The organism is Edaphocola flava (genome assembly GCF_004118155.1).
Classification (GTDB): domain Bacteria; phylum Bacteroidota; class Bacteroidia; order Chitinophagales; family Chitinophagaceae; genus Edaphocola; species Edaphocola flava.
Genome location: NZ_SAIQ01000005.1, coordinates 175,537 through 200,791, shown reverse-complemented (window position 1 = coordinate 200,791; position 25,255 = coordinate 175,537). Strand labels below are relative to the sequence as shown.

At 44.1% G+C, this 25,255-nt stretch carries 20 protein-coding genes; 5 read left to right on the top strand and 15 right to left on the bottom strand.

Translation table 11 applies throughout. The features are described from left to right. Window positions 1-50: 50 nt before the first annotated feature. On the bottom strand, window positions 51-2,033 hold the full coding sequence (locus EMP01_RS14655; RefSeq protein ID WP_129022308.1) for a T9SS type A sorting domain-containing protein: 1,983 nt from the start codon (window positions 2,031-2,033) through the stop codon (window positions 51-53). A 556-nt stretch (window positions 2,034-2,589) separates the two neighbouring features. On the opposite strand from EMP01_RS14655, the gene EMP01_RS14650 reads away from it, so the two are divergent. Then, entirely contained in the window at window positions 2,590-2,934 is a 345-nt protein-coding gene (locus EMP01_RS14650) for a hypothetical protein (protein ID WP_129022307.1), read from the top strand. Between the two features lie 50 nt (window positions 2,935-2,984). Here EMP01_RS14650 and EMP01_RS14645 read toward each other — a convergent pair whose 3' ends face one another. Genes EMP01_RS14645 through metG form a run of 3 tightly spaced genes read right to left on the bottom strand, consistent with a single transcriptional unit; the run spans window position 2,985 to window position 6,183 of the window. Then, a complete protein-coding gene (locus tag EMP01_RS14645; RefSeq protein WP_129022306.1) occupies window positions 2,985-3,281 on the bottom strand; it encodes a putative quinol monooxygenase in 297 nt (98 codons plus the stop codon). Beyond that, on the bottom strand, window positions 3,278-4,072 hold the full coding sequence (locus EMP01_RS14640) for an SAM hydrolase/SAM-dependent halogenase family protein (protein WP_129022305.1): 795 nt from the start codon (window positions 4,070-4,072) through the stop codon (window positions 3,278-3,280). The genes EMP01_RS14645 and EMP01_RS14640 overlap by 4 nt, the downstream gene beginning before the upstream one ends. 20 nt (window positions 4,073-4,092) lie before the next feature. Continuing rightward, complete coding sequence (gene metG, locus EMP01_RS14635; protein WP_129022304.1) at window positions 4,093-6,183, bottom strand: methionine--tRNA ligase; 2,091 nt, start codon at window positions 6,181-6,183, stop codon at window positions 4,093-4,095. Window positions 6,184-6,347: 164 nt separating this feature from the next. Between metG and EMP01_RS14630 the strand changes: the two genes are divergently transcribed. After that, a complete protein-coding gene (locus tag EMP01_RS14630) occupies window positions 6,348-7,010 on the top strand; it encodes a thiamine diphosphokinase (RefSeq protein WP_129022303.1) in 663 nt (220 codons plus the stop codon). Window positions 7,011-7,025: 15 nt separating this feature from the next. After that, a complete protein-coding gene (locus EMP01_RS14625) occupies window positions 7,026-8,786 on the top strand; it encodes an ABC transporter ATP-binding protein (RefSeq protein WP_129022302.1) in 1,761 nt (586 codons plus the stop codon). Window positions 8,787-8,860: 74 nt separating this feature from the next. Here the strand turns inward: EMP01_RS14625 and katG are convergent, their stop codons facing one another. The 3 genes from katG to EMP01_RS14610 form a co-directional block, all read right to left on the bottom strand. Continuing rightward, window positions 8,861-11,137 carry a catalase/peroxidase HPI gene (gene katG, locus EMP01_RS14620; protein WP_129022301.1) on the bottom strand — a complete coding sequence of 759 codons (2,277 nt, stop codon included), beginning with the start codon at window positions 11,135-11,137 and terminating at the stop codon, window positions 8,861-8,863. A gap of 35 nt (window positions 11,138-11,172) precedes the next feature. Continuing rightward, a complete protein-coding gene (locus EMP01_RS14615; protein WP_129022300.1) occupies window positions 11,173-11,586 on the bottom strand; it encodes a Fur family transcriptional regulator in 414 nt (137 codons plus the stop codon). A gap of 95 nt (window positions 11,587-11,681) precedes the next feature. Then, window positions 11,682-12,122, bottom strand: a complete 441-nt coding sequence (locus EMP01_RS14610) for a PNPOx family protein (protein ID WP_129022299.1) — start codon at window positions 12,120-12,122, stop codon at window positions 11,682-11,684. A gap of 95 nt (window positions 12,123-12,217) precedes the next feature. Between EMP01_RS14610 and EMP01_RS14605 the strand changes: the two genes are divergently transcribed. Then, window positions 12,218-12,646 (top strand): 6-pyruvoyl trahydropterin synthase family protein, encoded by a 429-nt coding sequence (locus tag EMP01_RS14605; RefSeq protein WP_129022298.1) that lies wholly within the window; start codon window positions 12,218-12,220, stop codon window positions 12,644-12,646. Between the two features lie 163 nt (window positions 12,647-12,809). On the opposite strand, the gene EMP01_RS14600 is transcribed toward EMP01_RS14605, so the two are convergent. The 8 genes from EMP01_RS14600 to EMP01_RS14565 form a co-directional block, all read right to left on the bottom strand. Next, on the bottom strand, window positions 12,810-13,580 hold the full coding sequence (locus tag EMP01_RS14600) for a succinate dehydrogenase/fumarate reductase iron-sulfur subunit (RefSeq protein WP_129022297.1): 771 nt from the start codon (window positions 13,578-13,580) through the stop codon (window positions 12,810-12,812). A gap of 69 nt (window positions 13,581-13,649) precedes the next feature. Continuing rightward, window positions 13,650-15,623, bottom strand: a complete 1,974-nt coding sequence (locus EMP01_RS14595) for a fumarate reductase/succinate dehydrogenase flavoprotein subunit (RefSeq protein ID WP_129022296.1) — start codon at window positions 15,621-15,623, stop codon at window positions 13,650-13,652. Between the two features lie 56 nt (window positions 15,624-15,679). Beyond that, window positions 15,680-16,399 carry a succinate dehydrogenase cytochrome b subunit gene (locus EMP01_RS14590; RefSeq protein ID WP_129022295.1) on the bottom strand — a complete coding sequence of 240 codons (720 nt, stop codon included), beginning with the start codon at window positions 16,397-16,399 and terminating at the stop codon, window positions 15,680-15,682. Between the two features lie 170 nt (window positions 16,400-16,569). Next, window positions 16,570-17,532: a hypothetical protein gene (locus tag EMP01_RS14585; RefSeq protein ID WP_129022294.1), complete on the bottom strand. Its 963-nt coding sequence runs from the start codon at window positions 17,530-17,532 to the stop codon at window positions 16,570-16,572. Between the two features lie 20 nt (window positions 17,533-17,552). Beyond that, the gene (locus EMP01_RS14580) at window positions 17,553-18,062 is read right to left on the bottom strand and encodes a heavy-metal-associated domain-containing protein (RefSeq protein WP_129022293.1); all 510 of its coding nucleotides are present in this window, start codon (window positions 18,060-18,062) and stop codon (window positions 17,553-17,555) included. Between the two features lie 19 nt (window positions 18,063-18,081). Beyond that, the gene (locus tag EMP01_RS14575) at window positions 18,082-19,341 is read right to left on the bottom strand and encodes an ABC transporter permease (protein ID WP_129022292.1); all 1,260 of its coding nucleotides are present in this window, start codon (window positions 19,339-19,341) and stop codon (window positions 18,082-18,084) included. A 126-nt stretch (window positions 19,342-19,467) separates the two neighbouring features. After that, on the bottom strand, window positions 19,468-21,543 hold the full coding sequence (locus EMP01_RS14570; protein ID WP_161971345.1) for an insulinase family protein: 2,076 nt from the start codon (window positions 21,541-21,543) through the stop codon (window positions 19,468-19,470). An 81-nt stretch (window positions 21,544-21,624) separates the two neighbouring features. Then, the gene (locus EMP01_RS14565; RefSeq protein WP_129022290.1) at window positions 21,625-22,953 is read right to left on the bottom strand and encodes a M16 family metallopeptidase; all 1,329 of its coding nucleotides are present in this window, start codon (window positions 22,951-22,953) and stop codon (window positions 21,625-21,627) included. Window positions 22,954-23,247: 294 nt separating this feature from the next. On the opposite strand from EMP01_RS14565, the gene dnaK reads away from it, so the two are divergent. Beyond that, window positions 23,248-25,140 carry a molecular chaperone DnaK gene (gene dnaK, locus EMP01_RS14560; protein WP_129022289.1) on the top strand — a complete coding sequence of 631 codons (1,893 nt, stop codon included), beginning with the start codon at window positions 23,248-23,250 and terminating at the stop codon, window positions 25,138-25,140. Window positions 25,141-25,255 lie beyond the last annotated feature (115 nt).

Here is a 25,255-nt window from a genome sequence, read left to right as displayed (position 1 = left end):
GCAATCTTCGATTGCCGGCTTGTTGTTTGAATTTATTTTAGTGATGACTGTTATTTAATAACAACTGGTACCGATTTCAGCTTGATGGTATTCTGATATACCGTGATCAGGTAGGTACCTTTGGCCAGTTGAGGCAGTTTCAGTTGACTGCTCATCGCCGCTTTTGTACCACGATACAACACTGTAGCCTCTTTGCCGGTTACATCTGTAATATTTACCTGTATCGCATCATTATCATTTACCGTACCATTAAACTGCAGACTGATGATATCCTGTGCCGGGTTAGGGAAAACAGATACAGCGAGTGCATTTGGAGCAGTTTTCAGGCTGCGGTTATCACTGAAGTAACCAGAGTTACAATCCAGTTTCATACTCAGCGGCAAAGGACCATCAGGCACCATAGTGTTATACTCATTCCAGCTATAGCCTGAAAACGTAACGATATTGCCCGGGCTCATCGTTTGTGCATTAGGGAAGTATGGCATACACATACTAAACTTACAAGCCGGATCTCCGTTTTTATCGGTACGCAGGTATTTCGGGTTCAGTACATTAGTAAATTTATTCCATATCGGTGTGTTTAAAACGATGTCGTCTGTGAGCATGCCATTATCCCTTACGGTAGTAACCGGTCCCCATACCAGGTTGCTCGGTGCATTACCCAGGTTATAATAACTGTTCGGGTCCAGCGAGCGGGAACCCGTACCTGCAGCAGATTCTATCGTTACCCAGTAATTGGTATTGATGATGATATCTCCTGAAGATGTAGTTATCGGCATCAGTTCAGCCAGGTAAGGATTTACATTATCCTGCGAGGTAGGGAAAGCCTGACCGCCACAGGCAAAATTGCTCTGGAAGCCGCTCAGGATAAGAGTGTTGTTGGAATTACCTCTTACAATATTGGTACCCCAGCAGTAATCTATCTGCCCCATCCAGGCCTGGTTATTGGCACCTGGCGGTGGTATAAATGTACCGATATCTATCGTGGTCACATTTAAGAATGTAGGGAAGAGGTTCATCTGACTGGCGTTCAGGTTAAAACAGAAGTTACCGAATACGTAGGCCACCGATGGATTAGTAGGATCTTCCCAGAAATCGAAACTGGTGTTCAGGTAATTGGTCAGTGTAGCCTGCTGTATCGGTGCATCCTTCATCATATTCAGTGCACCATCGATCTGCAGGTTCATCATAGCCTGGCCACCGGCACCGTCATTACACATCCCTCCGACCCAGATATCGCCACTACTCATGATCTTCATACGGTGCGGGATATCATAATCATTACCTCCGGCCGGCCAGTCATAGGTATTCATGGCAGCAACCACATTGGAAGCAATATCGTAGATCAGTACAAATGCCGTTTTAGGGGTAGAGAAGTCAGGATATACACCTGGTGGCATGGATGGTGTCATATAACCACATATGTAGATGCGACCATTGCCATACAGCATACTACCCGTAGGCCAGTAATCCTGTCCGGGGAAAGGCGATTCAATTACATGCGTTGAAAATTGCATGCCATTAGCTGCATCAGCACGAATCACTTCGATACCGCTCGGACCTGGAGTCCAGGGCAAAGCCGTTCTGGTAGCCACAATAGCCACATCGTTAGGATTCAGATAGTGCACGCCTTTTACGCGCTCATCATATCCGGGATCATTATAGAACTGCGAAACCATGGGGCTTCCGGAAGGATCGAATACCAGCAGATGTACCGCGTTATCACCGATTGTTCCGGCATAGTCAAATGCCGTACCCGCCATAGCATACTCATCCTTATTGAGCATCTGACTGGTCGCATAATGTTTTAAATTATCTGGATTGTAGAGAAGACTCAGGGAAATGGGGGTTTGTGCGCTTAGCTGTTGCTGTGCACTGCACAGGCCCAGGGCAAGCAGCCCAAAGCGAAGGCTTTTACGCAACCACTTGCGGAGTCCGGAGGAGGCAGGGTTTGTTGATGTCATAGTGGCACACAGAGGAGTGGCCCGGTCATTGGTGTTGAATGACTGCACAGTGTTGTGTTGTTTCATCATTGCTACTAAATTTTAATTATTAGAGCGGCAATATTACCGGTTTGTTTTACTGTTGTAATGCACGGTTCCTACAAGGCACAATATCTGTAGTCCATTTTTCGGCGGGCGCTCTCCTACCCTTTTTCGTCAGTATGCTATCGGGTCTATGGACTTATTTTTCACAATATAGAGTGTTTTATTTTATTTTACAATATTGAGAATAAAATATTTTAAAATGATGTATATATAAGACAGAAGGGGTATGCTGTTATATCCGGGGGCGCTTGCGCAGTAGGCACACAAAAAGAAAAGTCGCTGTGCAGGGGGCACAAGCGACTCTCTTTTCAACTATATAAACATAGGGGGGTAAGATGGGCGATAACGCTAATGCTCAAATGTTTTTATGTGTAGTATGAAGCAAACAAGGACGATTCATTAGCAATTATCTGAAGCGAAAATAATACACATTTTTGAGAATACAAAAATTTAAACTCTTTTTTTCAAAAAAAACAGGATCAGAATCCTCACCCGCGTATAATGCAGCATGATGTATCTTTGCCGGATAAGCATATATTTAATGGATCATAAAGATAATACTATAACACAGCGCTGGACAGCCCTGGAAGCTATGCTGACAGAGCGTTTTGGCAAATTGCCCAATATGGAAGCGATTTTATACCTGATCGGTATAAATGAATATAATGGCAGACTGCCTAAGATTAAATTTTCGAAAGAGCAGAAGCAAGACCTGATGCACATCGCAGTATGTACCCTGCTCAGCAAAAGCGGCTATTATCAGCTATCCGGATTTGATGATGAAGGCTGGCCGCACTTTGAAGAGCTGATACCGGTACCGGAAACAACACTTGGTGGCCAGGAGCAATTACTCAAAGAGCATATCCTGGAATACTTTGAAATGTAGCATAAAATATAATGGGCGCCAATGGCGCCCATTATATTTTATTAAAATTCTTAATCAAGTACTACTTCCTGACGCACCGACCAGGCCTGTGCTTTATCAGCAAATAATGCTTTGGTATGCTTCCAGGTATCGGCAAAAAAATCACTGCAGCGATACTGCTCCAGGTATTCCGGTCCGTCCCAGTAACTATAGGTAAAGTACACATTATCCTGTGCAATATCTTTGAGCAGTTCCAGATGACTGCAGCCTTCCTGATTACGAATGCGTTCTTTACGCGCTGCAAATAATTCCAGGAATTCCGGTACACGTTCCGGCACAAAAGTCATCTTTACAATACGGATCATCATGAGAATTCTATAGGGATAATGTTATAGATCAATTGGTCTTTTTTAAACAATTCAAGTCCGAGCAACTGGGCCGCAGAACCCTCTCTGATAGCGATTTCCAGGTATCCGGCACTGTTGAACAGGCATAAACGCTCGCCTGGTATGACGTCATTATAATTATGGCTCAGCTGTGTAACAGGTATATTACGCGGGATGCGGATGCTGAAACGGCGGCCATTACGGCAAGCTTCAAAATCTTCACGGGTAATATTCAATACTACATTGCCAAAGCGATCAATATGGATTACATGGCAATCCAGCTGATTTTCTTTTACCTTGGCCCTTAATGGTGTCGTCTGTACTTCCGGGGTGCATATGGATGCATCCAGCATTTCGAAATGAAAATTGGCGGCATGCATTTCGTGTATCAGCTGTGAGGCTTTGCGCAACCATTCTATATAGTTGGCCGACTCACTGTCCCGGTACTCCCATATCTTAATATCGCTATGGGGAAAGGTAAAGGTGAACATTCCATTATCTGCGCTGATGATTACCTGGTTCTCCAGCAATGCAAACAGGATCCGGGAAGGATTCTGGTGCATGATATCAAACATGGATATATGAATGGTGCGCTCCGGGAAATTACGGAAAGCACTGTTCAGCAGGTAGCTGCATTGCAACAAATCATAAGGGGCTACCTCATGCGTAAGGTCAATAAGCCTTAACTCAGGATTTGATTTCAGGATCAAACCCTTGGCTATCGCTACTGCGTTGTCTTTGTTTCCAAAATCTGATATTAATGTTGCAATCATTATTCTTTTTGTACGCGCTTCTATTTTACCTCAACACCACTATTCACTATATTTTTCGGGGAAATGAAGACCAGCTTACCTTCTGCATCTTCTCCCATCAGGATCATACCTGCACTTTCAATGCCTCTCATCTTACGCGGAGCAAGGTTTACCACCACTACAACCTGCTGGCCGATCACCTCTTCCGGCTGGTAGTGCAGGGCAATGCCCGATACAATAGTTCTTTTCTCAAAGCCCAGGTCTACTTCCAGTTGCAGCAGTTTATCTGCTTTCTTCACTTTTTCTGCCTGCAGGATGGTACCTACACGCAGTTCTACTTTGGCAAAATCATCAAATTCGATAACAGGTTTCAGTTCCGGAGCAACAGGCTCTGCCGGTGCTTCAGGAGCCAGTATTACGGATTGCTTCGCATTGGCCTGTAATTTTTCTTTCTGTGCTTCAATCTCGGCATCATCGATCTTACGGAACAATAATTCCGGTGCACGCAAAGGATAACCTTTACGCAGCAGATCCATTCTACCTGCATTCTCCCACTCCAGCATTTTATCCACCACCGTCAGCATAGAGCAGATTTTCTTAGTGGTAAACGGCAGGAACGGGTTGGCAAAAATGGCCAGGTTAGCCGTCAGCTGTAAGGCGATGTGCAGACAGTTATCGATCTTGGCCTGGTTTTCTGCTTTTAGCTCTGGCGTCTTGGCCAGTGTCCAAGGCGCTACTTCCTGTAAATATTTATTTCCTTTACGGGCAATATCAATTACCTCGAACAGGGCATCTCTGAATTTATAATGTTCAATAGATTGTTCAATCTTTTGTTTTGCCGCCTGTATATCTTTAATAATGTTGATATCCAGATCGGTCTTTTCTGCTTCATGATAAGCCGGAACTTTGCCATCGCATAATTTATGCATCAGTACCATAGCACGGTTGATGAAGTTACCGAAGATGTCTACCAGCTCGCTGTTATGGCGGGTCTGGAAGTCTTTCCAGGTAAAGTCATTGTCTTTGGTTTCCGGTGCATTGGCACATAATACATAGCGCAGGGTATCCTGCATATCCGGGAAGTCTTTCAGGTATTCGTCGATCCATACCGCCCAGTTGCGGGAGGTAGAAACTTTGTCTCCTTCAATATTCAGGAATTCATTTGCCGGAACATTTTCAGGAAGGATATATCCACCATGTGCTTTCAGCATGGCAGGGAAGATGATACAGTGAAATACGATATTGTCTTTACCGATAAAATGTACCAGTTTGGTATCTTCTTTTTTCCAGTAATCGTCCCAGCTTTGTGGTAATAATTCTTTGGTTGCAGAGATATAACCGATCGGTGCATCAAACCACACGTACAGCACTTTTCCATCTGCACCTTCTACAGGAACCGGTACACCCCAGTTACTGTCACGGGTCATGGCACGTGGCTGCAAACCACTATCCAGCCAGCTTTTACACTGTCCATATACATTCGATTTCCATTCGTCTTTTTTACCTTCTACGATCCACTCTTTCAGGAAATCTTCATATTTATTCAGCGGAAAATACCAGTGCTTGGTTTTTTTCTTTACCGGCACGGCATTGCTCAGGGCACTTCTCGGGTTGATCAGTTGCTCCGGAGACAGGGTACTGCCGCATTTTTCACATTGATCGCCATAGGCATTCTCATTGCTACAGATCGGGCAGGTACCTACGATATAACGATCGGCCAGGAAGGTTTGCTTTTCCTCGTCGAAATACTGTTCACTTTCTCTTTCTTCAAACAGGCCATCATCATATAACTTACGGAAGAAAGCCTGTGAGGTCTGGCGGTGTACATCTGTTGTGGTACGGGAAAAAATATCGAATGAGATACCCATACCGGCAAAGCTGTCGCCGATAATTTTATGATACTTGTCTACAACCTCCTGTGGGCTTACACCTTCCTTCATCGCACGTATAGCGATAGGTACACCATGCTCATCTGTGCCGCAGATAAATTTAACATCTTGCTTGCGGGCACGCTGAAAACGAACATATATATCGGAAGGCAGATAACATCCGGCCAGGTGCCCGATGTGTACTGGTCCGTTGGCATATGGTAAGGCTGCTGTAACCAGGATTCTGTTGTATGCTTGACTCATGCGTGCAAAGGTAGAACTTTGTGGCTTATAATAGAAACGGAAATCACCGGGAATTACGCCTGTTTACACCTTATCTGATGATAAATCTGCTTTATAGCAATATCACATCAATTTAACTGAGCATTCGCGTGAAAAAAGTTACTTTTGCAAGCTTAATCATATCCATGTCTTCACACCACATTATCCGTGACAATCAGGAACCTGCACTCATCATCGCCAATGGCGAGGCTTGTAGCATGGACCTGCTTAATGAGTTGCTGGAATGGTCGCCGCTGGTAGTAGTACTGGACAGCGCTGTAACGCGTGTGATGGAGCTGGGGATTAAGATTGATGTACTGATCGGGGATTTTGACCGCAGCTTTGATGCGCATTATTACCAGGAGAAACAATACCCGCTGGAGATCATTCATGATCACTGCCAGGAATCTACAGACCTGGAAAAGGCTTTCCGCTACCTGGTGGGCCGTGACTTTAAAGCCGCTAATGTCGTATGGGCTACAGGCCGCAGGGCAGACCATACGATTACCAATATCTGTAATATTGTGCGCTTCAGGGATCAGTTGAAGATTGTACTCTACGACGACTACTCCAAGATCTATACCTTACCCTATTCTTTTGAAAAATGGTATGCAGCCAACACGATTATTTCGCTCATACCGATCGGTACCGTAACCGGTATCACCTCCCAGAATCTGCAATATACCTTGCAAAATGAGACCCTTACCGCGGGATACCGTACCGGCAGCTCTAACCATGTGCTGCAGGACGGCTTCGTAAAAGTGTCTTATGAAACAGGGGACTTGCTGATGATGGAATGTCATGACTAATTTTTATTTTACTGTATGAAACTGTTATACCAATACCTGAGCAGATACAAGCTGCTTATCATCCTGGCGCTGCTACTGGCGGCCATCAACCAGGTATTTTCTTTAATGACCCCCTATATCCTGGGTAATTACCTGATCAATCCTTATGCGTCTAAAGTTGAGGCTTTCCGTGCAGGGGCAGAGCAGGCGTACTTTAACGGTATACTGCTGGGTCTGGGATTAATCATCGGTTCTGCTATGATATCACGCATTGCTAAAGCCTTCCAGGATTATGCCGTGAATGTGATCATCCAGAAATTTGGTGCAAGATTATATACCGATGGGCTGAAACACTCTCTGCAGCTGCCTTTCCAGGAGTTTGAAGATCAGCGCAGCGGGGAGACGCTCTCTGTTCTGATCAAGGCCCGTGCCGATTGTGAGAAGTTTATTACCAATTTTATCAATATCCTTTTCGCCACACTGGTAGGTATCGTGTTCGTTACGATTGTAGCTTATCGCCTCAGTCCTATGTTGCCGCTGATCTACCTGGTGGGTGCAGTAGTATTATCCTTACTCACAAGCTTTTTAAGTAAACGCATTAAGCTGATTCAAAAGAATATTGTAAAAGAAACAACATCTCTTGCCGGTAGTACTACGGAATCGCTGCGTAATATTGAGCTGGTGAAGAGCCTCGGCCTTACCGACCAGGAGATTAGTCGTCTGAATAATAATACCAATAAGATTCTGGACCTGGAACTGAAAAAAGTGAAGAGCATCCGCTCTATCAGCTTTGTTCAGGGAACGTTTGTAAACTTCCTGCAACAGTGTATCATGTTTGCCCTGTTCTATTTCTTATTCCATGACAGGATACAACTGGGTGATCTGATGATGATGCAGTTCTACTCCTTCTTTATCTTCGGACCATTACAGGAACTGGGCAACATTATCCTTAGCTACCGTGAGGCTGACGCTTCTCTGCAGAACCTGCAAAACCTGATGCAGAAAGAGGTGGAGCAAGAACCGGTGAATGCGGTGAATGTTGATGATATCAATACGCTGGCATTTGACAAAGTAAGCTTCCAGCATAAAAGCAGCACTCGTCCGGCACTGGACAAAGTTTCGTTTAGTGCAATCAAGGGTGAGACCATTGCTTTTGTAGGGCCCTCTGGCAGTGGTAAGACTACCCTGGTAAAACTCTTACTGGGACTGTATAAGCCTAGTGCAGGAAGCATTCTGTATAATAATATTGATGAAAGAACAGTATCCTTAAATAGCATACGCAAACAATTGGGTATTGTAACGCAGGATACGCAGCTCTTCTCCGGTACTATACGGGAGAACCTGAAGTTCGTAATGCCCGAAGCGACAGATGAGGCTGTACTGGACGCCGTACACCAGGCATCAGGTAAAAGCATTTTGGCCCGCAGCGATAAAGGTCTGGATACCATTATCGGTGAGGGTGGTCTGAAATTATCGGGTGGTGAGCGTCAGCGTTTATCTATTGCCCGTTCTCTGCTGCGCCAGCCACGACTGCTGATCTTTGATGAGGCAACCAGTGCGCTGGACTCTATCACGGAAAGTGAGATTTCTGAAACGATGGAGGAGATCAGCAAGGAGCGTAACCAGATCACGATACTGATTGCACACCGTTTGTCTACCGTAATGCATGCCGATCGCATCTTTGTACTGGAGAAAGGTAAAGTTATTGAACAGGGTAACCACAATGACTTACTGGACCTGAAAGGACTGTACTATGCGATGTGGAGACAACAGGTAGGTGCAGAATATGCGGAATAATTTTACAATCTTCTATAATACAGAAGCCCCGGCAAATTGCCGGGGCTTCTGTATTAATTGATATTTTGCTTTATTTAAAAGCGATCCAGGTTCATGACTTTGGTCCATGCGGCAACAAAGTCTTTTACAAATTTGTCCTGTGCATCGGCGCTGGCGTATACTTCTGCCAGGGCACGCAGTTCTGAGTTAGAACCGAATACCAGATCTGCACGTGTACCCGTCCATTTTAAGTCGCCGGTATTACGATCACGACCTTCAAACTCATACTGGGTCTCATCTGTAGCTTTCCAGACTGTATTCATATCCAGCAGATTTACAAAGAAATCATTGCTCAATATTTCCGGACGCTTGGTGAGTACTCCTTTTTGATTGTGGTCAAAGTTAGCATTCAGTACACGCATACCTCCAACCAGTGCAGTCATTTCCGGAGCGGTCAGGGTAAGCAGTTGCGCTTTATCGATCAGCAATTCTTCGGTAGAAACGGCTTTAAATTTAGTTTTCTGGTAGTTACGGAATCCGTCGGCAATCGGCTCCAGGAAAGCGAAAGAATCGATATCGGTCTGCTCGGCAGATGCATCCATACGGCCCGGGGTAAACGGCATGGTAATATTGTACCCGCCGTCTTTGGCTGCTTTTTCTACAGCGGCTGTTCCTGCCAGTACGATCAGATCGGCCAGTGATACTTTTTTACCACTTTGGGTGCCGTTAAATTCTTTTTGAATACCCTCGAGGATATCCAGTACTTTGGATAACTGTGCAGGGTTATTGGCTGCCCAATAGCGCTGTGGTGCCAGGCGAATGCGTGCTCCGTTTGCCCCGCCACGCTTATCAGAACCCCGGAAAGTGGATGCTGAAGCCCATGCTGTATTCACCAGCTGGCCTACTGTTAAGCCTGAGCCCAGGATCTTATTTTTCAGGGTTGCCACATCCTGCTCATTGATCAGTTCATGATCTACTTCAGGAATAGGGTCTTGCCAGATCAGAATTTCCTGTGGCACTTCCGGTCCCAGGTATCGGGCACGCGGTCCCATATCACGATGCGTCAGTTTGAACCATGCACGGGCAAATGCATCTGCAAACGCATCCGGATCGTTCAGGAACTTACGGGAAATTTTTTCATATGCAGGATCCAATCTCAGGGAAAGATCCGTTGTGAGCATGGTTGGTTTTATTTTCTTACCGGCTTCAAATGCATGTGGAATGGTATCTTCAGCATCCTTCGCTACCCACTGATGGGCACCTGCAGGGCTTTTGGTTAATTCCCATTCATAGCCGAACAGGTTCTCAAAGAAGTTATTGCTCCATTGTGTAGGCGTATTGGTCCAGGTTACTTCCAGTCCGCTGGTAATGGCATCTGCACCTTTACCCGTACCGAAACTATTGTGCCAGCCCATGCCCTGTTCTTCAATCCCTGCTGCTTCCGGTTCTTTACCTACGTGATCTGATGAAGCTGCACCATGGGTTTTACCAAAACTGTGTCCGCCTGCGATCAGGGCTACAGTCTCTTCATCATCCATTGCCATACGACCAAATGTATCACGGATATCTTTTGCAGCTGCAATCGGATCAGGATTACCATCCGGTCCTTCTGGATTTACATAGATCAATCCCATCTGTACCGCTGCCAGTGGCTTCTCCAGGTTGCGGGAGTGGATATCTCCATCTGCCTTATCATCTGCAGACACTACACCATGATCTTTAGGTACTCCGTCCGATCCGTGCGCATAACGAAGATCACCGCCTAACCATGTGTGCTCTGAACCCCAGTATACATCTTCGGAAGGCTCCCAGACATCTTCACGACCTCCGGCAAATCCGAAAGTTTTAAAGCCCATAGATTCTAATGCTACATTACCGGCCAGGATCATTAAATCGGCCCAGGAGATTTTACGGCCATATTTTTGTTTGATGGGCCATAACAGTCTTCTTGCTTTATCCAGGCTTACATTATCCGGCCAGCTGTTCAATGGTGCAAAGCGTTGTTGTCCCGCTCCGGCTCCGCCGCGGCCATCTCCGGTACGATAGGTACCGGCACTATGCCAGGCCATACGAATGAATAAAGGTCCATAGTGTCCGAAATCGGCAGGCCACCAGTCCTGTGAGTCCGTCATCAGCTGATGCAGATCTTGTTTCAGGGCCTGAAAGTCCAGGCTGTTGAATGCTGCTGCATAATCGAAATCAGCCTCCATAGGATTAGATAATGAAGAGTTCTGGCGCAGCATATTTACTTTCAGCTGATTGGGCCACCAGTCTCTGTTGCGGGTGCCACTTCCAGCAGCCCCGTGTTGTCTTGAGCCTGCTGTAGCTCTGGTAAACGGGCATTTGCCCCCATTGTTTGCATTAGTTTCCATTTTTGTCTTTTTTGGGGTTACGGTATTATTTTAGTTTATTTTTTAAACTGCCCTGTAATCTGCAGTTTGATGTCTTTTATAGAAAAGGATTTGATCGGATGCTCTTTAAAATATGCTTCGATCAGTTGCGTAATCTGTTCATCATGATAATCTGCAATCTTATCGGTTTCTGTGCAATACAGATGATGATGGTGATCGACAACCGCGTCATAACGCATGATGTCTTTTTCTGTTTTTACTTTTTTCAACAGATTGTGCTCGGCCAGTGTATCCAGTACTTTATATACTGTTGCTACAGAAATGCCGGGATGATTTTCTTTGATATAGGCAATAATCTGCTCAGCAGTAGGATGGGTTTTTAACTCCAGTACTGCTTCAAATATGGCCATACGCTGAGGGGTCACCTTAAGCCCTTTTTCTTTCAATCGTTCGGATATAATCTGCTTCATGGCTCAAATGATAACTATTATTCAAAAGTAATCATTCTCCTTTAGCAATTATAATCTCATACGATTGATAATACATTAGTCAATATAGTAAAACTTTATACTCCCTTTTCACGCTCCCAATGCTGCTTATTACCAAAGCCTTTTGCATTATCGGTAAACTTAATTTTTAAAAGTGTGATGGTCCACATATCGCCGGGTACAGCCATAGCTATGGGATATGCTGTATGATATTGCATAGCAGGCAGTACATCGAAAAGGGTATTTTTCTGTACGGTCCCTTCAAACTGTATACCTTGTATCATTAAGGTATTCAGCTGATCGGGTAATATAGTGCCGGCACAAACGCCATTTTTCTGTAATAGCTGTGCGTGGTGTGTATCTGAGGAGGATTTGAAATAGAGGCAATGCTTTGCAGCATCATAGACAAAGAAGCAGGTAAAGCAATAGGGCATCTGCTGCTCATCGATACAACAGACATTGGCGCAGGTCTGTTGCGCCATAAATTGTGCGATATCTTCGTGCATTTTAGTTTCCATAAAGCTGCTGCTTGATACTCAAATCTAAAATATTCTGCTTAATTAAAAAAATATCGGAACTTTGCAGGCTATAAATATTTCTTATATAACATAATATGTTACAACTGACCAAGATTTTCCCTTTTGAAACCGCCCACGCGGTATTTGGTTATGAAGGGCCTTGCCGCAATATTCACGGGCATTCTTATGAATTGCATGTGACCGTAGCGGCTACTCAAAAAACAGCTGATTATATTGCCCCTCCTGGTTTCCTGATTGATTTTAAGGATATCAAGAATATCGTAAAAAAAGAGATTGTAGAATACTTTGATCATAAACTGGTGCTCTCTAAAAATTACCTGGAGGCACATCCGGAGATTGCTGCACATGAGAACCTGATTGTGTGGGAACATGAGCCAAGTGCAGAAAATATCTTATTATATACCCGTAAGCAATTAAAGGCTATACTACCAGAAGGCATTGTGATCCGCTCTATGCGCCTGTATGAGACCAAGACATCTTATGCCGAGTGGATTGAGGATTAAAGAGGAAATAATATATTGCAATCAAAAGCGAACAGAGATGATCTGTTCGCTTTTTACATTAATTGAACCTCAGACTACTTACTAAAAGTAAGGTACTCAATCATAAATATCTAAAAAGGGAAGCCTGAACCAGACTTCCCTTTTTAAACACTTATGAAATATATTATTTAGCTACGCTTCCGCTCAGACCAGCTTTAATGTACTCTGAGTTCAGACGACGGATGTTCATGATAGAGATCTCTTTAGGACATTCAGCTTCACAAGCACCGGTGTTGGTACAAGAACCGAAACCTTCTTTATCCATCTGATCAACCATGTTCACTACACGTGTCTTGCGCTCTGCTTCACCTTGTGGCAATAAGGCCAGGTGAGCTACTTTTGCAGACAGGAACAGCATAGCTGAAGAGTTTTTACAAGAGGCTACACAAGCACCACAACCGATACAGGTTGCTGCTGCGAAGGACTCATCTGCTTTATCTTTAGCAATAGGCAGGTTGTTCGCATCCTGTGCATTACCGGTATTTACAGAGATATAACCACCAGCCTGGATGATACGGTCAAACGCTGTACGATCGACCATCAGATCTTTGATCACCGGGAAAGCACCTGCTCTCCAAGGTTCTACAACGATTGTATCGCCATCTTTAAATGCACGCATGTGCAACTGGCAGGTTGTGGTACCGCTCCACGGACCGTGGGCTTTACCGTTGATGTGCATAGAACAAGCGCCACAAATACCCTCACGACAGTCGTGATCGAATGTGATCGGCTCTTTTCCTTCATGAATCAATTGCTCGTTCAATACGTCGAACATCTCCAGGAAAGACATTTCAGAAGAGATATCTTTCACCTGATAGGTTTCGAAGCTACCTTGAACCTGAGCATTTTGCTGACGCCATACTTTCAGCGTCAAATTCATATTATAATGTTCCATCTGTTTAAACTTTTATAGGTACATTAAGCGGTCGCAACGCACTTAATGAAATATGTTTGTTGAATAATATTATTTATAAGAACGTTGAGACGGGTGAACTACTTCATAATTCAGATCTTCCTTATGTAAGATCCAATCACTGTCTCCGTTGTACTGCCATGCAGCAACATACATGAAGTTTTCATCATCACGTTTTGCTTCACCGTCTTCAGTCTGAGACTCTTCACGGAAGTGACCACCACAAGATTCAGCACGGTTCAGGGCATCTTTACACATCAGCTCGCCTAATTCGATGAAGTCTGCAACACGGTTAGCTTTATCCAGCTCAGTGTTCATACCTTCAACAGTACCAGGGATTTTCACATCGCTCCAGAACTCTTTTTTCAGTGCCTGTATCTCTGCGATTGCTTCTGTCAGACCTTCTTTAGTACGGCCCATACCACATTTATCCCACATGATCTTACCCAGACGTTTGTGCAGGCTCTCTACAGATTGTGTACCTTTAATGCTCATCAGTTTATTGATACGGTCAGCAACCTCTTTCTCTGCTTTTACAAATTCAGGATGATCAGTTGGAATGGCTTTTGTACGGATATCATCTGCCAGGTAGTTACCCAGAGTGTAAGGGATTACGAAGTAACCATCTGCCAGACCCTGCATCAATGCTGATGCGCCCAGGCGGTTTGCACCGTGGTCAGAGAAGTTAGCCTCACCCAGACAATACAGACCAGGCACACTTGTCATCAGTTCATAATCTACCCACAGACCACCCATTGTATAGTGTACCGCAGGGTATATACGCATTGGCACTTCATATGGATCTTCACCGGTAATCTTCGCATACATATCGAACAGGTTACCGTATTTTTCTTTTACTACAGCCAGCCCATGAGTACGTACCTCTTCCGGAGTCGGATTATGGTTACCTACTTTACCGCACTCAATAGTACCGTAACGGATTACCGCTGCTGCGAAATCCAGGTATACTGCTTGCTTGGAAGTACCTACACCATAACCGGCATCGCAACGCTCTTTTGCAGCACGGGAGGCTACGTCACGAGGTACCAGGTTACCGAAGGCAGGATATCTTCTTTCCAGGTAGTAATCTCTTTCCTCTTCAGGAATCTCGCTGGCCTTACGGGTATCGTTTTGTTTTTTAGGCACCCAGATACGACCATCGTTACGTAAAGATTCAGACATCAGCGTCAGTTTAGACTGGTGATCTCCTGAAACCGGAATACAGGTCGGGTGAATTTGTGTATAACAAGGGTTAGCAAAGTATGCACCTTTCAGGTGAGCCTTCCAGGTTGCCGTTACGTTACTGCCCATCGCATTTGTAGATAAGTAGAATACGTTACCGTAACCACCGGAACACAGCAGAACAGCATGTCCGAAGTGTCTTTCCAGTTTACCGGTAATCATATTACGGGCAATGATACCACGTGCTTTACCATCGACCATAACGATGTCCAGCATTTCATGGCGGTTATACATGGTTACATTACCTAAGGCTACCTGGCGCTCCAGGGCCTGGTATGCACCAATCAGCAGTTGCTGTCCGGTCTGACCTGCAGCGTAGAATGTACGTTGTACCTGAGTACCACCGAAAGAACGGTTGCTCAGCATACCACCGTATTCACGGGCAAATGGTACACCCTGAGCCACACATTGATCAATGATGTTAGCACTTACCTCAGCCAGACGGTGTACATTGGACTCACGTGCACGATAGTCGCCACCTTTGATGGTATCGTAGAACAAGCGGTAAACGCTGTCACCATCATTCTGATAGTTTTTGGCAGCATTGATACCACCCTGTGCAGCGATAGAGTGCGCACGACGCGGAGAATCCTGGAAGCAGAATGCTTTTACTTTATATCCTAATTCGCCTAACGATGCAGCAGCAGAAGCTCCTGCCAGACCAGTACCGATAACGATAACTTCTAAGCTACGTTTATTGGCTGGGTTGACGATTTTACAACTATTTTTATAAGAAGACCATTTTTGCGAAAGTTCGCCGGCAGGTATTTTTGAATTTAACATATCTAATGAAGTCTTTTTTGCTGTTTAAATTGATAATAAAGGCTAGGCTTTAAAAATTAGTGTGCCATTGTTTTTACAAACTGAGCAACCTCTGCTGCAGGTGGCAACCATCCTAATTTGTAAGAAATCGGCATCAGGGCAAAAATAGCCGGAACGATGATTGCGAAGCCTACACCGATACAGTTAATTAAACCTTTGTATTTAGGTGTACTTAAACCTAAAGTCTGGAATGCACTCCAGAAGCCATGCACTAAGTGCCATGCCAGGGAGATACATCCTGCTACATATATAATAACAACCCACCATTGCTGGAATGTTTCTTCCATGATCAGGTACAGGTCTTTTTCATGACCTTGTGTCAACTGCTGGTAACGGTTAGGTGCCCAGAAGTGTGCCAGGTGTAATACTAAAAACATCAGGATCAGTGTACCCAGTAAGCCCATTGAACGGGTATACCATTTACTGCTGCTGTTACCAGGAGCTACGTTGTAGCCTATCGGTCGCTTGGCCTTGTTCTGTGCAGTAAGCATTAACCCTTGTACAATGTGCAGGATAATGAAGGCAAACAAGCCTACCTCTGCGATACGGATAATTGGATTGGAACCAAGGAAGTGGGCAATTTCACCATAAGCTTTGTAGCCTCTGCCGTAATCCAGCCATTCTAAGAAGATCTGAGCATTGGCGTAACAGTGGACTACCAGGAAGACGATCAAGAACAGACCAGTGAGACCCATTACCAGTTTTTTACCAATCGAAGATGTTAAAAAGTTTTTCATTCTAAAAAGTGAGAAATGTGAAATGTAATTTTTCTGTCAAAAATTTAGTTGCAAAGATACCACCCTATTTTTAAAAATACAAAGGGAAATAAAAAAATAAAAACCTATATTGGCCTGCATTTGAGCGTATGACAGCGCTTATTTCATGACAATGGCACTTTGTAAATTGCTTATTTCCAGTACAAATAATGCTGCAAACCGATGTTAAACTGGGGGTATAAACGGGCATATGACAATTTAACAAATTGCAATTGTGTAGAAAAATCGATACGGGTGTTGGAATTTAAGATAAGCTGCACACCAGGCACTATATCTACATAAAACCCTGCCTGTAAGGCTTTCGGAAAATAGGATGTACGTATTTCGTACTCCGGCGCATTGTAAGGCGTCAGCCATACACGCACATCACCGTAATACTTTCCCATAAATTCACAGTACAGGTTTATATTGGGCTGCTTATAGCTGCGATAGGTACGCGGATATACCAGATAGCCGAAGGACAGGCTATAATTAATTGTTGTCGGATATTTTACCGTAGTAGGAATATCGGGCAGTCCTGCTATAGGATCGACCTGTACTCCGGAAAACTTCCCAGGCAAGATCACTCCGGCAGTAAGCGATACGGCAAATTTATTTTTCAGGTAAGTGGAGATGAGCCCGAAACCCACTCCTTTGGTATCATCCATCAGTCGGGGTTCTCCTTCATCATGCGCAGTATTGACTGCAGAGGCTTCTGCATAAGCGGCCATACGCAAATGCTCATTGGTCCTGTCCCGGGTCAGGAAACGGTATTTGGCATACAGACTGAATCCATTAAATTTATAGGGCTTGTATACACCTCGCTCGGGTGTATTATGATAGGGAAATTCTTCGGGTAACTTTTCTTTGTGGTGGTTGGAACTGGCAGCGGTAAGGTATACGGAGAGCTTCGGTGTAAGGCCGTACATCAACCGGAGTCCGTTAAAGTTTCTCAGCTGATTACTTTCTTTATAAAACTCTGACATGAGGCGAATGCCAAGGGTACCTTTAGGAATATTGCTGGCCGGCTCGGTATTGGGGAAGAGCTCCTGTGCCCGGCCCGTCTGTGCCAGACTCAGCATCAATCCAATACTCAAGAGCTGTTTTTTATTCATTTGTATATATAATATTGCCTTTAATCTGCCAGCACAAAACGGTATGCAGTTTTGCAATGGCAATCTGCTGTGACTGGAAGGTTATGGTATTTTTTATAACTCACCGGATCTATCATTCCTTTATCTACAAAACGCATTTTCCAGACCGGAACGGATGCAGACAAGTCTCCTTTTGCCAGTTCATAACAGGCATTCTTATATGTAAAGCATGAGGCCCGCAATTGCTCACCGGCACCGGGCTTAAAATCTGCATCTATAAATCGTACGGAAAATCCGGCGTCTGTTACCGCCTTAGCCACCTGGCTAAACGCAATAGGCGCATTGGGTTTTAATTTTAAAACAGCGCGGGTATTGGCCAGATCCATCTGCACCTCTTTGATAAAATCAAGCTTACGCAAACGCATTTCTACACTGCGGCTGCACTGCGAGCAGGTAAGTCCGTCTACCCCAATACGCACAGCCGTAAACTGGGCTGTGGCTACAGCAGAGATGAATACAAGACAAATGCAGAATAACAACCTGATCTTCATCTTATAAAGTTACATAAAATCAGTTAACGATGCGTCGACGGGAGATAAAGCTGCTGATCAGGGTCATGACACAACCAGAGAATAGCATAATCACAATAGGCAGCCATACATCATGCATACCCTGCCCTCTCAGGAAGATATTGCTTACACCATTAAAGGCCCAGTACATGGGGGTGAATTTAGCTACAGTAGTCATTACCGGCGGCAGGATCTCCAGCGGTACCCATATACCTCCGAGAGATGCCAGGATAACGGTAAATATGGCACCAACAGGCATGGCCTGGTTGGCTGTTTTAAACACATTGCCTACAAGATAACCATATGTAGTCGCACAGAATGCAGTGGCTAATACTAAAGGCACAGTAGCCCAGGGGTGTGAACCCATATATAATTTAGGCAAGCCAAACAGGGGTATGAGCATAGTGCCGATCAGCATCATCACATAAAATTGCAGAAAACAGAACAGGGTATAGAAAAGGATCATACCGATATTGGCTTTGACCGGCGCACCGGGAATCAGCTTTAAACGGGTCATACTTCCCTCTTCCCGCTCACGGATCATATTGCCGGCAATAGGTACTACGATCAGGAACATGCCGAAAATAGCCCAGGAGGGCACATTATGCTGTACAGAGTTCAGGGTAAAAGTGGCATGTTTATCTTCCAGGTGTTCTTTCAGCGGCAGGGCGCTGTATAGTTCTTGTGTCAATGCGGAATCGATACTCATCTCAGTCCCATTCATTGAGCCCAGGCGGCTCATCAGGGTATTCATTTTTGACTGTGTGGCATACTGCATCAGTGCAAATTTGAATGAATTCTTGAAGGAAGGTTTTAAGGTTGGGTCAAACAGTACCTCAATCTCTGTGGAATCAAGGGCTTTATTCTGGGCATAGGAAGCCGGAAGCCCCGATTTTGCACCAACGGCATTTACTACTTTATTTGCAGTATTCACCAGCGAGCTGCTGGCCTCTTCCGGTATAATCAGACCGATCTTTGCTTTACCGGAATTAATATCATTACGCAGGCTATGCTCATCGGTATATATTTTGGTCTCGAACATACTGCTGGCTTCTATTGCAGCTACAATCTCTTTTCCTACCTTGCCCTGATCTTTGTTGATGACAAATACCTCAAACTTCACATCCCGCATATCTTTAAAGGTACTATCCTGCGTTACGGCCATCACGATAATGAGTATAGCCGGCATGAAAATCAACAGCAATAATCCTACAGGGTCCCGCAACAGCAGTTTTAATTCTTTAACTATAGTGGCAAACATAATTATATAAGCGTATTTATGGTATACCGAGCAATGATAAAACAGGCTCAGTTTAGCGGCAAACTTACAAACAAAAAGGCAGGAAACGAGTTCCTGCCTTTTTATATATTCTGCGGATGCAGTTGATTATTTAAAATCGCTGTCGCTGATTTTTTTGTTTGCTTCCATTTTCTGCACAGTCAGTTCCTGTGGTCCTTGCGGAGACTGGATCTTAATGCTGTGCGGAGCTTTATAGCCATTACCATTGGTTACAGCTTTGTAATCACCTAAGATTACGGTCTGACCGTTACCTTCTTTATCGGTTTTTACTTCTTTAATCAACAGGTTAGTTGCCTGATCGTAGTAAGATACAGATACGTTACCTTCCTTGTTGGTTTTTTCAACCACGTAACAATCTTTACCATCTACTTTCTCAACACCTTTCAGTTTCATGGTAATACCATATTTCTCTGGGTGCAGATCAGCCTGTAAGTCAGCCTGCTCTTTGTAGGCAGACAGCATATCAGCCGGCATATCCTGGCTTTGGCCCATTCCGGAGATTTTACCGGTATTGCCGCTTACGGTCATTTTCTGAACTTCGCCCATACCTGGAACCATTACAGACATATAGTATTTATCCGGGCTTACGATTTTCTGAGTGATCTTGATCGCCTGACCCTGCATTTCTGCAGATGCTTCAGAGTACAGAGAAGTCAGTTTTTCAACTACTGCTTTACCACCGATGGCATCTACATACTTAGCTACAACCGCTTCCGGAGTAATATCAGAAGCTACGGCTTTGGTTACCGGTGCTTCGATGCTGTTACCATAGTTATCGTAATAGTGGATAACGCCATCAGAAGCAAAACGTTTCAGTTTTTCTGCTTCAGCTTTATCACCTACAACGGTAATATGTGCTGCACCAGGTTGTACATATTTTTTAGCGGTATTCTGGATATCATCTACAGAAACTGCTGCTACGTTTTTCAGGTAGTTTTTGTAGTAATCTTTAGGCATGTTATAACGCTCAATATTGATCGCATATTGCGCAATAGTCTGAGGGCTTTCCAGGCCGATAGCGAATGTACCGGTAACATAGTTTTTCATTTCCTGTAATGTAGTAGGATCTACTTTTTCATCACGGATGCGTTTCATTTCCGCCAGAATTTCGTTTACAGAAGAATCCGTAACTACGTTTCTTGCTTTGGCATATGCCTGGAATTCACCTACTTCTTTGTCGTTTTTGAAAGAAGAGTATGAACCGTAAGTCCAGCCATGTTTTTCACGCAGGTTCAGGAACAGACGGCCTGTACCGCTACCACCCAGGATTTCGTTCAGCATTCTTACTTTGATCACATCAGGAGTACCTGGTTTCAGATCGATAGGGTAAGTAACACCGATTACACTTTGTACAGAGTTGTCACGCGGTACGAAGTCAACGGTAGTTTTATTAGGAACAGTTACTTTAGGGTAAGTTGTTTTTGGCACTTCGCCTTTCTGCCATGAAGCAAAATATTTGGTTACCGCATCTTTAGCTTCTGCCAGGGTAATATCACCAACTACTGCCATGTATGCAACGTTAGGACGGAAATAAGTGCTGTAATATTGTTTACAATCTTCCAGGTTTACGTTACCCACTGTTTTTTCAGAAGCGATGATACCGTATGGGTGCGCTTTACCGAAGTTCAGTACTTTACTAACATTGTCTAGCATTTCATCCGGCTCTGTTTTAGATTGCTCCAGACCAGCCAGTGCCTGCTTTCTCAATTTATCCAGTTCAGATTGCTGGAAGTTAGCGTTCATCAGGGCATCGCTCATCAGTTTTAATAAAACGTCCTGGTGTTTTTTCAAAGAACCACCATAGATACCACCACTGCTTGCAGATAAATTGGCACCGATCATATCGGTAGTTTCGTCAAACTGCTCTTTCGTCATAGTTTTTGTACCGGCAGTAATCAGGGAACCGATGAAATCGCTCAGACCCGCTTTGTTCGGATCTTCGATAGGATCGATATCCAGCATGATAGAGTAAGATACGGTAGGTACCTTATGATTCTCTACTACGAATACTTTTAATCCGTTCGGTAAAGTAAAGGATTGTGCGTCTCCCAGTTTAATTTCAGGAGCCGGACCAGGTTTTGGACGTACACTTCTGTCCAGTGTTTGTGCAAATGTTGCAGAAACGAGGGCTAATGCAGCTATAGAAAGCGTTATCTTTTTCATCTTGAATATGTTTGTGCCATTATGCATGGCTGACTTTTACTGTTGATTAAATTGAATATTGATGTACTGATTGCGGAGCGATTATTTCTTCTCCATTGATTTAGGCAGGTAGTATACTACCAGTCTGTTATCTTTATTCAAATATTTATTAGCCACTCTGGTCAGGTCGGCAGCAGTTACTTTCTGATATTTAACCAGCTCTGTGTTTACCAGGTTGGTGTTACGGAAGTAAGTATAGTTAGTCGCCAGGTTCTCTGCGATACCTGCGATTTTAGAGTTAGAACCAACGAACTCGCTTTCTACCTGATTTTGCAGTTTTTTGAATTCTGTAGCAGGGATCGGCTGTGTTTTTACTTTTTCGATCTCAGCATCCATAGCAGTTTGTAAGTCCTGGTATTTTACATTAGGTGCTGCGATACCGAATACCATTGACAGACCTGGATCTTCCAGAGGGAAGTTGAATGCACCAACACCAACTGCCATTTGTTTCTTATCTACCAGTTCTTTCTGGAAACGGGAGCTTGCACCATTAGATAATAATTTGTTCAACATTTCCAGTGCATAAACATCATCAGATCCGATTTTAGGGATGTGGTATGCTAAAATAATCGCAGGGAAAGGAACGTTATCGTAATAGAATACTTCTTTAGCCTTAGCCATTGCTGGCTCCGTTTCGGTAGGGCGAGGGATCGCTTTGGTACCTTTAGGGATAGAACCGTAATATTTCTCAACCCATTTCTTAGTTTGCTCTGGTTTGATGTCTCCAGCGATTACCAGTACTGCATTGTTAGGAACATAGAATGTTTTGTAGAAATCCATGAACTCGCTGTACTTCGCTTCGTCGATGTATTGTGCAGAACCGATCGGCATCCAGTTGTATGGGTGCTTAGTATATGCATTCTGGAATACAACCTCCATCAGGTGACCGTAAGGACGGTTATCGTAGCTTTGTTTTTTCTCTTCTTTTACAACTTTACGTTGTGTTTCAATACCAGTACTGTCGATTTTGGCATGCAGCATACGCTCAGCTTCCATCCACAGGGCCAGCTCTTCCTGGTTAGAAGGCATGGTCTGGAAATAATAAGTACGGTCCTGAGAAGTGTTTGCGTTCAGCACACCACCATTGGCCTGGATCATTTTAAAGTACTCACCACGGCCGATATTGTCGGTACCTTCAAACATCAGGTGCTCAAAGAAGTGCGCGAAACCGGTACGTTTCGGATCTTCATTTTTAGAACCTACGTGGTACATTACGGATACGTTTACAATTGGTGTAGAGTGGTCTTCATGTAAGATCACATGCAGTCCATTGGGCAAATCATACTCTGTAAAGTTTATTTTTCTTTCTTGTGCGAATGCCCCGATACTTGCCGAAGCCAGTAAAGACATGCTTAAAATGATACGTTTCATAAGGAATCTATATGAATTATTTAATTTTATGTGGAGCAAAGATAATTATCAATTTTTTTAATTCCATCACCCCAATAGGGGGAATTTGCATTCGGGGCACAATTTCATCCCCATTACTGTCCTAATTGTCAGTGTATCAGCAGCCAGGACTGCTAAAAAGCCCAAGGTTAAAAATCGTTAATCCCAACCTGTCATACCGAACTGACAATTTTGCACATTTTCGGCTTTGGCAAAGAAATTGAAGCGTAAATACTGTTCAAATAAACATAACTAAAATAATTTATAGATAATATTATGGGAAAAATCATCGGAATTGACTTAGGAACAACCAACTCTTGCGTGGCCGTAATGGAAGGTAATGAGCCGGTTGTAATTGCAAACGACGAAGGTCGTCGCACTACGCCATCGGTAGTGGCGTTTTTGAAAAACGGAGAACGTAAAGTAGGAGATCCTGCAAAACGTCAGGCGATCACCAACCCTACCAACACCATTATGTCTATCAAACGTTATATGGGTAGACGTTATGACGAGGTAACCGGTGAAATGTCGCACAATGCATACCAGATCGTAAAAGGAGATAATAACACTCCTCGTGTAGATATCGAAGGCAGAATGTACACTCCTCAGGAGATCTCTGCTATGATTCTTCAGAAAATGAAGAAAACAGCTGAAGACTTCCTGGGTCAGGAAGTATCTGAAGCCGTAATTACTGTACCGGCTTACTTTAACGATGCGCAACGCCAGGCAACTAAAGAGGCAGGCGAGATCGCTGGTCTGACCGTAAAAAGAATTATCAATGAGCCTACTGCTGCGGCACTGGCTTATGGTATGGATAAAAAACATGCCGACAGCAAAATCGTTGTATTTGACTTAGGTGGTGGTACATTTGACGTATCTATCCTGGAGCTGGGCGACGGTGTATTTGAAGTAAAATCTACCAACGGTGATACCCACCTGGGTGGTGATGACTTCGATAAAGTTATCATGGACTGGTTAGCTGAAGAATTCAGAAAAGATATGCCTACTATCGATCTGCACAAAGATCCTATGGCATGGCAACGTCTGAAAGAGGCTGCTGAAAAAGCAAAAATCGAACTGTCTTCTTCTCAGGAAACAGAAATCAACCTGCCTTATATCACTGCTGTTGATGGTGTGCCACAACACTTGGTGCGCAAACTGAGCCGTGCTAAATTTGAGCAACTGGCAGACAGCCTGATCGAGCGTACTCTGGAGCCTTGCCGCAAAGCATTGAAAGATGCAGGTATGAACACCAGCGAAATCGATGAAATTATCCTGGTTGGTGGTTCTACCCGTATTCCTAAAATCCAGGAAGTGGTTGAAAGCTTCTTCGGTAAAAAACCAAACAAAGGTGTAAACCCTGATGAGGTAGTAGCTGTTGGTGCTGCAATCCAGGGTGGTGTACTGACCGGAGATGTAAAAGACGTATTGTTACTGGATGTAACACCGCTGTCTCTGGGTATTGAAACCTATGGTGGTGTAATGACGAAACTGATTGAGTCTAACACAACCATCCCTACCAAGAAATCTGAAACCTTCTCTACTGCAAGCGATAGCCAGCCTAGCGTGGAAATCAATGTAGTACAAGGTGAGCGCCCAATGGCGAACCAAAATAAATCTCTGGGTAAATTCGTACTGAATGACATCCCGCCTGCTCCAAGAGGTGTACCTCAGATCGAAGTAATTTTCGATATCGATGCCAATGGTATCCTGAACGTAACCGCTAAAGATAAAGGTACCGGTAAACAACAAAACATCCGTATCGAAGCAGGTTCCGGCTTAAGCAAAGACGAAATCGAAAGAATGAAAAACGATGCTAAAGCTAATGAAGAGGCAGACAAACAAGTACGTGAAAAAGTTGAAAAACTGAACATGGCTGACGGTCTGATCTTCAATACAGAGAAACAACTGAAAGAACATGCTGATAAAATCCCTGCAGATAAAAAATCAGCAATTGAAACTGCAGTTGCAGAACTGAAAGAAGCACACAAAGCAGAAGACATGGCTGCGATCGATACTGCAAGCGAAAAACTGAATGCTGCATGGAACGCTGCGAGCGAAGATATCTACGCTCAGGGCCAGGCAGACGGCGCGCAACAACAAGGCCAGAATGCAAATGCAGGTGGTGCTGATGATGTAGCGGATGCAGACTTCGAAGAAGTAAAATAATCATTCAATAAGATTACCAAAATGGGCGACTGAATAGTCGCCCATTTTTTTGTTCATATGTTGTGAAAGTAGAACCATCAATTCACTAATTGCATATTTCATTCACCAATTCAAA

Bases quoted from the DNA above. Each gene is read 5' to 3' on its own strand.
- EMP01_RS14650 (WP_129022307.1), top strand. From the start codon at position 2,590: ATGGATCATAAAGATAATACTATAACACAGCGCTGGACAGCCCTGGAA.
- EMP01_RS14655 (WP_129022308.1), bottom strand. From the start codon at position 2,033: ATGATGAAACAACACAACACTGTGCAGTCATTCAACACCAATGACCGG.
- katG (WP_129022301.1), bottom strand. From the start codon at position 11,137: ATGGAAACTAATGCAAACAATGGGGGCAAATGCCCGTTTACCAGAGCT.
- EMP01_RS14575 (WP_129022292.1), bottom strand. From the start codon at position 19,341: ATGTTTGCCACTATAGTTAAAGAATTAAAACTGCTGTTGCGGGACCCT.
- EMP01_RS14610 (WP_129022299.1), bottom strand. From the start codon at position 12,122: ATGGAAACTAAAATGCACGAAGATATCGCACAATTTATGGCGCAACAG.
- EMP01_RS14640 (WP_129022305.1), bottom strand. From the start codon at position 4,072: ATGATTGCAACATTAATATCAGATTTTGGAAACAAAGACAACGCAGTA.
- EMP01_RS14600 (WP_129022297.1), bottom strand. From the start codon at position 13,580: ATGGAACATTATAATATGAATTTGACGCTGAAAGTATGGCGTCAGCAA.
- EMP01_RS14605 (WP_129022298.1), top strand. From the start codon at position 12,218: ATGTTACAACTGACCAAGATTTTCCCTTTTGAAACCGCCCACGCGGTA.
- EMP01_RS14590 (WP_129022295.1), bottom strand. From the start codon at position 16,399: ATGAAAAACTTTTTAACATCTTCGATTGGTAAAAAACTGGTAATGGGT.
- metG (WP_129022304.1), bottom strand. From the start codon at position 6,183: ATGAGTCAAGCATACAACAGAATCCTGGTTACAGCAGCCTTACCATAT.
- EMP01_RS14595 (WP_129022296.1), bottom strand. From the start codon at position 15,623: ATGTTAAATTCAAAAATACCTGCCGGCGAACTTTCGCAAAAATGGTCT.
- EMP01_RS14630 (WP_129022303.1), top strand. From the start codon at position 6,348: ATGTCTTCACACCACATTATCCGTGACAATCAGGAACCTGCACTCATC.
- EMP01_RS14645 (WP_129022306.1), bottom strand. From the start codon at position 3,281: ATGATGATCCGTATTGTAAAGATGACTTTTGTGCCGGAACGTGTACCG.
- EMP01_RS14580 (WP_129022293.1), bottom strand. From the start codon at position 18,062: ATGAAGATCAGGTTGTTATTCTGCATTTGTCTTGTATTCATCTCTGCT.
- EMP01_RS14565 (WP_129022290.1), bottom strand. From the start codon at position 22,953: ATGAAACGTATCATTTTAAGCATGTCTTTACTGGCTTCGGCAAGTATC.
- dnaK (WP_129022289.1), top strand. From the start codon at position 23,248: ATGGGAAAAATCATCGGAATTGACTTAGGAACAACCAACTCTTGCGTG.
- EMP01_RS14615 (WP_129022300.1), bottom strand. From the start codon at position 11,586: ATGAAGCAGATTATATCCGAACGATTGAAAGAAAAAGGGCTTAAGGTG.
- EMP01_RS14585 (WP_129022294.1), bottom strand. From the start codon at position 17,532: ATGAATAAAAAACAGCTCTTGAGTATTGGATTGATGCTGAGTCTGGCA.
- EMP01_RS14570 (WP_161971345.1), bottom strand. From the start codon at position 21,543: ATGAAAAAGATAACGCTTTCTATAGCTGCATTAGCCCTCGTTTCTGCA.
- EMP01_RS14625 (WP_129022302.1), top strand. From the start codon at position 7,026: ATGAAACTGTTATACCAATACCTGAGCAGATACAAGCTGCTTATCATC.